We start from the raw sequence: 7,300 nt of genomic DNA, 5'->3' as shown, positions 1-7,300 counted from the left end.
GCCCGGGCCCGCCCGCACCACCAGCGCCGCCGGGGCCCGCTCGCACAGGCCCAGGCACGGGCTCTCCTGCCAGAGCATCCCGTCCGCCCGCGCGCCCGGCGCCCCGAGGCGCTCCTCGACCCCGGCGCGCAGCGCCGCCGCCCCCCGGGACACGCACGCGAGGTCCGTGCACAGGTGCACGACCGTCCGGGGGCGGGGCTTCATCGAGAACATCGCGTAGAACGTGGCCACGCCGTACGCCTCGGCGGGCGGCACGGTCAGCCGCCGGCACAGGTAGTCCAGTGCGCCCTCGCTGATCCAGCCCACCCGGTCGTTGACCGCGTGCAGTCCGGGCAGCAGCAGGTCGCGCCGCTCCCGTGCCTCCCGGCCGCCGCGTGCCCACCGCAGGTCGGTGCCGGTCCGCTCGCCGCCGCCCTCCCAGGAGGAGGCGGGCGGGCCGAGCACCGCGTCGACCGCGGCACGCTCCTCGTCCGTCGGCCTCGTCTCGCCGAAGCGCAGGTCCATCCGCCCTCAGCCCCCCGCCCGCTCGTGCAGCCGCTCGACCCGGACGGCCGACGCCTTGAACTCGGCGGTGCCCGCGATCGGGTCGTTGGCCTCGATGGTCAGCTGGTTGGTGTCCACCTCGTCGGGGAAGTGCATGGTCATGAACGCGAGGCCGGGGCGCAGGCCGGGGTCGATCCACACCGGCGCCACCACGGCGCCGCGCCGCGACGTGACCCGCACCTCCTCGCCCGCCACGACTCCGTAGCGCTCGGCGTCCTCGGGGCACAACTCCACGTACTCGCCCCGGCGCAGCGGCGAGGCGAAACTGCCGCTCTGCACCCCGGTGTTGTACGAGTCGAGGCGGCGGCCCGTGGTGAGCCGGAGCGGGAAGTCCTCCGTCGTCGCGTCGACGGGCGGGTCGTGCCGGACGATGCCGAACGGCGCCCGCCTGCCCCGCAGCGCGGGGTCCTCCTCCCACAGCCGGCCGTGCAGGTAGCTCGGTTCGAGGCGGTCCAGGTCCGGGCACGGCCACTGGATGCCGTGGTGCTCGCGCAGCCGCCCGTACGTCATGCCGTGGTGCTGCGGCGAGAGCGCCCGCAGCTCGTCCCACACGGCCTCGGCGCCCGCGAACCTCCACGGATGCCCGAGCCGGGACGCCAGGTCGCAGATGATGTCGATGTCGTCGCGCGCCTCGCCGGGCGGCGCGAGGGCCTTGCGCACCAGCTGCACCCGCCGCTCGCTGTTGGTGGTGGTGCCGTCGGTCTCGCACCACGCGGCCGTCGCGGGCAGCACCACGTCGGCGAGCTCCGCCGTGCGCGTCAGGAAGATGTCCTGCACCACCAGCGAGTCCAGGCGCCGCAGGCGCTCGACGGCCTGCTCGCTGTCGGCCTCCGACTGCGCCGGGTTCTCGCCGATGCAGTAGACCGCCCGCAGGCCGCCCGAGTCCATGGCCTCGAACATCTCGGTGAGGGTCATCCCGTGGCGCGGCTGGATCACGGTGTTCCACGCGGTCTCGAACTTCCGCCGCACACCCTCCTCCCGCATGTCCTGGAAGCCGGGCAGCCGGTTGGGGATGGCCCCCATGTCGCCGCCGCCCTGCACGTTGTTCTGCCCGCGCAGGGGCTGCACGCCGGAGCCGTAGCGGCCGACGTGGCCGGTCAGCAGCGCCAGGTTGATCAGCGCGCGCACGTTGTCGGTGCCGTTGTGGTGCTCCGTGATGCCCAGCGTCCAGCACAGCTGGGCGCGTTCGGCGCGTGCGAAGGCGTGCGCGAGGTCGGTGATCGCCGCCGCGGGCACTCCCGTGACCCGTTCGGCGACCTCCGGCGTCCAGGGCTCGACCTCGGCGGCGTACTCCTCGAAGCCGGTGGTCGCGCGCTCGACGAACGTCCGGTTGTACAGGCCCGCGTGGATGATCTCGCGGCCGATGGCGTGCGCCATCGGGATGTCCGTGCCGACGTTCAGGCCGAGCCAGCTCTCCGCCCACTCGGCGGTGGAGGTGCGGCGCGGGTCGACGGCGTACATCTTCGCGCCGTTCCTGATGCCCTTGAGCACGTGCTGGAAGAAGATGGGGTGGGCGAAGCGGGCGTTGGATCCCCACATGAGGATCAGGTCGGTGTGCTCGACCTCCTCGTACGAGGAGGTGCCGCCGCCCGAGCCGAAGGCCGCGGCGAGCCCCGCCACGCTCGGCGCGTGGCAGGTCCTGTTGCACGAGTCCACGTTGTTCGTGCCCATCACCACGCGGGCGAACTTCTGCGCCACGTAGTTCATCTCGTTGGTGGCGCGGGAGCAGGAGAACATCCCGAACGCGCCGCGCGCCGCGGCGAGCTGCGCCGCCGCACGGTCGAGTGCCTCGTCCCAGCCGGCGCGGCGCAGGGGTCCGTCCTTCTCGTCACGCACCAGCGGATGGGTGATGCGGGTATAGGTCGTCGGTGTGCGCTCTCGTTTCCTCACGGTGTGCGCTCCTTGGATGATGGCCGGCGGTCCGCCCCGTCGCGTACGGGTTCGGCTGACGCTCTGCTCGACGGAAGCCTGTGGACCGGGATGCGTGACGGCGTACTCGTGCACGGTGGCGGCCGCCGGGCCTTCGGTCGGTGGGTGGGGCGGGGTGTCAGGCGGCCGCGGCGGGTGCCGTGCCGCGGGCGAGCAGGTCGGAGATGGCGGCGACCGTGCGCAGGGTCGGCACCGGGGTGCCGGTGGCATCCGCGAGTTCCACCACGGCCGCCAGCAGCACGTCGAGTTCGAGCGGCTTGCCCTTCTCCAGGTCCTGGAGCGTGGAGGTGCGGTGGTCGCCGACGCGTTCCGCCCCGGCCAGCCGCCGTTCGACGGAGATCTCCGGACGGCAGCCGAGCGACCGCGCGACCGCCAGGGTCTCGGCCATCATCGTCTCGATGACGCCGCGCGTGGAGCGGTGCGCGCACATCTCCCGCATGGTCGCCCGGGTCAGCGCGCTGATGGGGTTGAAGGAGATGTTGCCGAGGAGCTTGATCCAGATGTCGTTGCGCAGGTCCGGCTCGACGGGGCACTTGAGTCCGCCCGCGCGCATCGCGTCGCTGAGGTCGAGGCAGCGGCGCGAGAGCGTGCGGTCCGGCTCCCCGATGGAGAACCGGGTTCCTTCGAGGTGGCGTACGACCCCGGGCGCCGCGAGTTCCGTGGCCGCGTACACCACGCAGCCGACGGCACGTTCGGGCCGCAGGACGGCGCTGACGCTCCCGCCGGGGTCGACGCTCTCGATGCGCCGCCCGTCGAAGGGGCCGCCGTGCCCGTGGAAGTACCACCACGGGATGCCGTTCTGCGCGGCGACCACCGACGTCGACTCCGTGAGGAGCGGCTCGACCAGCGGCCCGCACGCCGCATAGGAGTTCGCCTTGAGTCCGAGGAACACATGGTCGACCGGGCCGACTTCGGCCGGGTCGTCGGTGGCGTGCACGTGCGCGGTGAAGTCACCGCGCGGGCTCAGCACCCGGACGCCGTGCTGCCTCATGGCCGCGAGGTGCGGTCCACGGGCTATCAGATGGACGTCGGCGCCGGCTCTGCCGAGCGCGGCTCCGACGTAGGCGCCGATGGCTCCGGCGCCCACAATCGCGACTTTCACGTGGGGCTCTCCATTCGGTGAGGGAGACCGAGGGAAGCGTCACACTCCGAGTCCATGCCGACTTCCATGTCGACGATATACTGTCTACAGTATGGGTTTGGTACCCACAAGCCTCCTGACGCCTTCGGCGGGCCGTTCCGCCTTTGTTTGCGAGCTGTTGACCGGCCGGGCGCCGGCGGCCGCCGCGTGCCCGCGCCGGGCGGCCCGTGACCGGAACGCCGCCCGACCGTCCCCGGAACGTCATGGACACGCCGTGATGAAGATCTTCCCAATCCACGTTCCGCTTCTTAGAGTTCGCTGCCATGAAACCCCCAATCGCACCAGCGGGCTGGAGCCGATGGCTGGTGCCCCCCGCGGCACTGGCAGTGCACCTCTCCATCGGCCAGGCCTACTCCTGGAGCGTGTTCAAGCCGCCACTCGAATCCGCGCTCAACCTGTCGGGGACGCAGAGCGCGCTCCCCTTCCAGCTCGCCATCGTCATGCTCGGCCTGTCGGCCGCGTTCGGCGGAACCCTCGTCGAACGCAACGGCCCGCGCTGGGCGATGACGGTCGCGCTCGTCTTCTTCGCCTCCGGTTTCCTGATCTCCGCCCTCGGGGCCGAGACCAGGCAGTACTGGCTCATCGTCCTCGGCTACGGATTCGTCGGCGGCATAGGACTGGGCATCGGCTACATCTCACCGGTGTCCACCCTCATCAAGTGGTTCCCCGACCGCCCCGGACTCGCCACCGGCATCGCCATCATGGGCTTCGGCGGCGGCGCGCTCATCGCCTCGCCGTGGTCCCAGGCGATGCTGGACCACTTCGGCGCGGACAGCGGCGGCATCGCGCTCGCCTTCCTCGTCCACGGCCTCGTCTACGCCCTGTTCATGTCCCTCGGCGTGTTCCTCATCCGGCTGCCCCGGCCCAAGCCGGACGCGCCGACGATCGCGGGCGCGGAGCCCGGCGCCGTCACGCTGATCGGCTCCGTCCAGGTGTCGGCCAGGTCGGCGCTGCGGACCCCGCAGTTCTGGTGCCTGTGGATCGTGCTGTGCATGAACGTGACGGCGGGCATCGGCATCCTGGAGCGTGCGGCTCCGATGATCACCGACTTCTTCGCGAACACCTCGGCCTCCGTGTCCGCGACCGCCGCGGCCGGCTTCGTGGCGCTGCTCTCGGCCGCCAACATGGCGGGACGGATCGGCTGGTCCTCGCTGTCCGACGTCATCGGCAGGAAGAACATCTACCGGATGTACCTGGTGGTCGGCATCGCCATGTACCTGGTCATCTTCCTGGCCGGCGACACGGCGAAGCCGGTGTTCGTCATCTGCGCCATGGTGATCCTCTCCTTCTACGGTGGCGGCTTCGCGACGCTGCCCGCGTACCTGAAGGACCTGTTCGGCACCTACCAGGTCGGCGCCATCCACGGCCGGCTGCTGACCGCCTGGTCGGTCGCGGGCGTCCTCGGCCCGCTCATCGTCAACTGGGTGGCGGACGCGCAGGCCGACGCCGGGAAGTCCGGACCGCAGCTGTACGGCGTCTCGTTCGTCATCATGATCTGCCTGCTCGTCGTCGGCCTGGTCGCCAACGAGTTCGTCCGGCCGGTGCACCCGCGCCACCACATCGAGACACGCAAGGGGGAGCCCGATGGCCACGCCACCGCCGAGTCCGGCATCTGAGACGGGACCGAACCGCACCGGGCTCGCGGTCCTCGCCTGGGTCTGGGTGGGCGCCCCGTTCGCCTACGGGGTGTACGAACTGGTCCTGAAAGCCAAACAGCTGTTCACGGGTTGATCCCTGTTCGGCCGATATGTTGCGGTCCCTCCAAGCGGCGCGGGCGAATCCTGTCGGTTCGCCTGTCTCGTTACTGGTCAGTCGCTGACGAGACTGGAAGATCCAGCCTCGACAGCTAAGGGGGTCCCGCGTGACAGGCACGCGCATCACCGCGCTCGGGCACTACCAGCCCGCCAAAGTGCTCACCAACGACGACCTGGCGGGCATGGTCGACACGAGCGACGAGTGGATCACCAGTCGTGTCGGCATCAAGACCCGGTCCATCGCGGGCCCCGACGAACCCGTGGACGAGCTGGCCGCCCATGCCGGCGCCAAGGCGCTGGCGGCGGCCGGCCTCGTCCCGGCGGACATCGACCTGGTGCTCGTCGCCACGTCGACGGCGGTCGACAAGTCGCCGAACATGGCCGCGCGGGTGGCGGCCCGCCTCTCCATGGGGTCGCCCGCGGTGCTCGACATCAACGTGGTCTGCGCCGGCTTCACGCACGCGCTGGCGATGGCGGACCACACCGTGCGTGCGGGGGCCGCGTCCCGCGCGCTGGTGATCGGCGCCGACGAGATGACCGCCGTCGCCGACTGGACGGACCGCTCCACGTGCGTCCTGATGGGCGACGGGGCGGGGGCCGCCGTCGTGGAGGCGGTCGGCCCGGGCGAGAGCCCCGGCATCGGTCCCGTCCTGTGGGGTTCGGTGCCCGAGATGAGCACCGCCGTGCGCATCGAGGGGGTGCCGTCCCGGTTCGCGCAGGACGGCCAGTCCGTCTACCGGTGGGCCGTCACCGAGCTGCCGCCCATCGCGCGGAAGGTGTGCGAGCGCGCGGGGGTCGCGCCCGAGGAACTCGGCGCGGTGGTCCTGCACCAGGCGAACCTGCGGATCATCGAGCCGGTCGCCCGGAAGATCGGCGCCGTCAACGCGGTCGTCGCCCGGGACGTCGTGAACTCCGGCAACACCTCGGCCGCCTCGATCCCGATGGCGCTGTCCAAACTCGTCGCCAGGGGCGAGGTGACCTCGGGTGCGCCCGCCCTGCTGTTCGGCTTCGGCGGCAACCTCTCGTACGCGGGCCAGGTGATCCGCTGTCCGTGAGATTCCCACGTATCGGTAGACTGTAGACGATAGCCAATCCGTCACGGTCGGCCGGCAAGGGAGGCCCAATGTTGTCCGCAGGACTGCCGCACGGCACGGTACCCAAGCTGGAGCGCCCCGGACCCCTGCGCGAGCGGGTCTACGAGGCACTCCTCGAACTCATCATCACCCGTGCCCTGACGCCCGGCCAGCACCTCGTGGAGAGCGAGCTCGCCGGCCACCTCGGCGTGTCGCGGCAGCCCGTCCGTGAGGCGCTCCAGCGGCTGAACACCGAGGGCTGGGTCGATCTGCGCCCCGCGCAGGGCGCGTTCGTCCACGAGCCGACCGAGGAGGAGGCCGACCAGCTGCTGTCCGTCCGCACCCTGCTGGAGGCCGAGGCCGCGCGGCTCGCCGCGGCGACGTCCGACCCCGCCGGGATCGCCGACCTGGAGAGGCTCTGCGCGCAGGGCGAGCAGGCGGTCGAGGACGACGACGTCGACCTGACGGTCGCCACCAACGCGGCCTTCCACGCCCGCGTGATGGAGATGGCGAGCAATGTCGTCCTCGCGGAACTGGCCGGCCAGGTGGACCGCAGGGTCCGCTGGTACTACACGCCGGTGGCGCGGCAGCGCGGCAAGCAGTCGTGGATCGAGCACCGCGAGCTCATAGAGGCGATCGCAGCGCGCGACGAGGCCGCCGCCGTCGCCGTGATGCGCGCCCACACCGAGCACACCCGTTCGACGTACCACCACCGCGAGCGCGACTGAGGCGGTGGGCCGAGGGCCCGGGGCCGGGCGCCGGTGGCCCCGGGGGTCGAGCCCGGCCGGCCCGCTGCTCGTACTCCCGCGCGCTCCGCGCGATCCTGCCGCCTGCCGCCTGCCGCCTGCCGCCTGCCGCCT

Annotated in this window: 7 protein-coding genes; 4 read left to right on the top strand and 3 right to left on the bottom strand. The window is 71.8% G+C overall.

The window, feature by feature from the left end; all coding sequences use genetic code 11:
* The 3 genes from L1885_RS20005 to L1885_RS19995 all read right to left on the bottom strand — a co-directional run.
* The coding region (locus L1885_RS20005) for an NADH-quinone oxidoreductase subunit NuoE family protein (RefSeq protein ID WP_235798540.1) at positions 1 to 504 on the bottom strand (504 nt) is incomplete at its 3' end.
* Between the two features lie 6 nt (positions 505 to 510).
* Positions 511 to 2,433 (bottom strand): molybdopterin oxidoreductase family protein, encoded by a 1,923-nt coding sequence (locus tag L1885_RS20000; protein WP_235798539.1) that lies wholly within the window; start codon positions 2,431 to 2,433, stop codon positions 511 to 513.
* Between the two features lie 157 nt (positions 2,434 to 2,590).
* The gene (locus L1885_RS19995) at positions 2,591 to 3,574 is read right to left on the bottom strand and encodes a 2-dehydropantoate 2-reductase (protein WP_235798538.1); all 984 of its coding nucleotides are present in this window, start codon (positions 3,572 to 3,574) and stop codon (positions 2,591 to 2,593) included.
* 302 nt (positions 3,575 to 3,876) lie between these two features.
* Here L1885_RS19995 and L1885_RS19990 point away from each other — a divergent pair, with 302 nt between their 5' ends.
* The 4 genes from L1885_RS19990 to L1885_RS19975 all read left to right on the top strand — a co-directional run bounded on the left by L1885_RS19990 (position 3,877) and on the right by L1885_RS19975 (position 7,168).
* The gene (locus tag L1885_RS19990) at positions 3,877 to 5,229 is read left to right on the top strand and encodes an OFA family MFS transporter (protein WP_235798537.1); all 1,353 of its coding nucleotides are present in this window, start codon (positions 3,877 to 3,879) and stop codon (positions 5,227 to 5,229) included.
* On the top strand, positions 5,198 to 5,344 hold the full coding sequence (locus L1885_RS19985) for an MFS transporter small subunit (RefSeq protein ID WP_235798536.1): 147 nt from the start codon (positions 5,198 to 5,200) through the stop codon (positions 5,342 to 5,344). The genes L1885_RS19990 and L1885_RS19985 overlap by 32 nt, the downstream gene beginning before the upstream one ends.
* Before the next feature lie 130 nt (positions 5,345 to 5,474).
* Positions 5,475 to 6,422, top strand: coding sequence for a beta-ketoacyl-ACP synthase III (locus L1885_RS19980; RefSeq protein ID WP_235798535.1), 948 nt, complete (start codon positions 5,475 to 5,477; stop codon positions 6,420 to 6,422).
* Between the two features lie 68 nt (positions 6,423 to 6,490).
* On the top strand, positions 6,491 to 7,168 hold the full coding sequence (locus L1885_RS19975; protein WP_235798534.1) for a GntR family transcriptional regulator: 678 nt from the start codon (positions 6,491 to 6,493) through the stop codon (positions 7,166 to 7,168).
* The last annotated feature ends 132 nt before the right edge of the window (positions 7,169 to 7,300 follow it).

It is taken from the genome of Streptomyces fuscigenes (genome assembly GCF_021556455.1).
GTDB lineage: Bacteria > Actinomycetota > Actinomycetes > Streptomycetales > Streptomycetaceae > Streptomyces > Streptomyces fuscigenes.
Note: the sequence above shows the minus strand (reverse complement) of the source record. Positions and strands in the feature narration are given on the sequence as shown.

Coding starts and splice junctions, on each gene's coding strand:
- L1885_RS19990 (WP_235798537.1), top strand. CDS start 3,877: ATGAAACCCCCAATCGCACCAGCGGGCTGGAGCCGATGGCTGGTGCCC.
- L1885_RS19985 (WP_235798536.1), top strand. CDS start 5,198: ATGGCCACGCCACCGCCGAGTCCGGCATCTGAGACGGGACCGAACCGC.
- L1885_RS19975 (WP_235798534.1), top strand. CDS start 6,491: ATGTTGTCCGCAGGACTGCCGCACGGCACGGTACCCAAGCTGGAGCGC.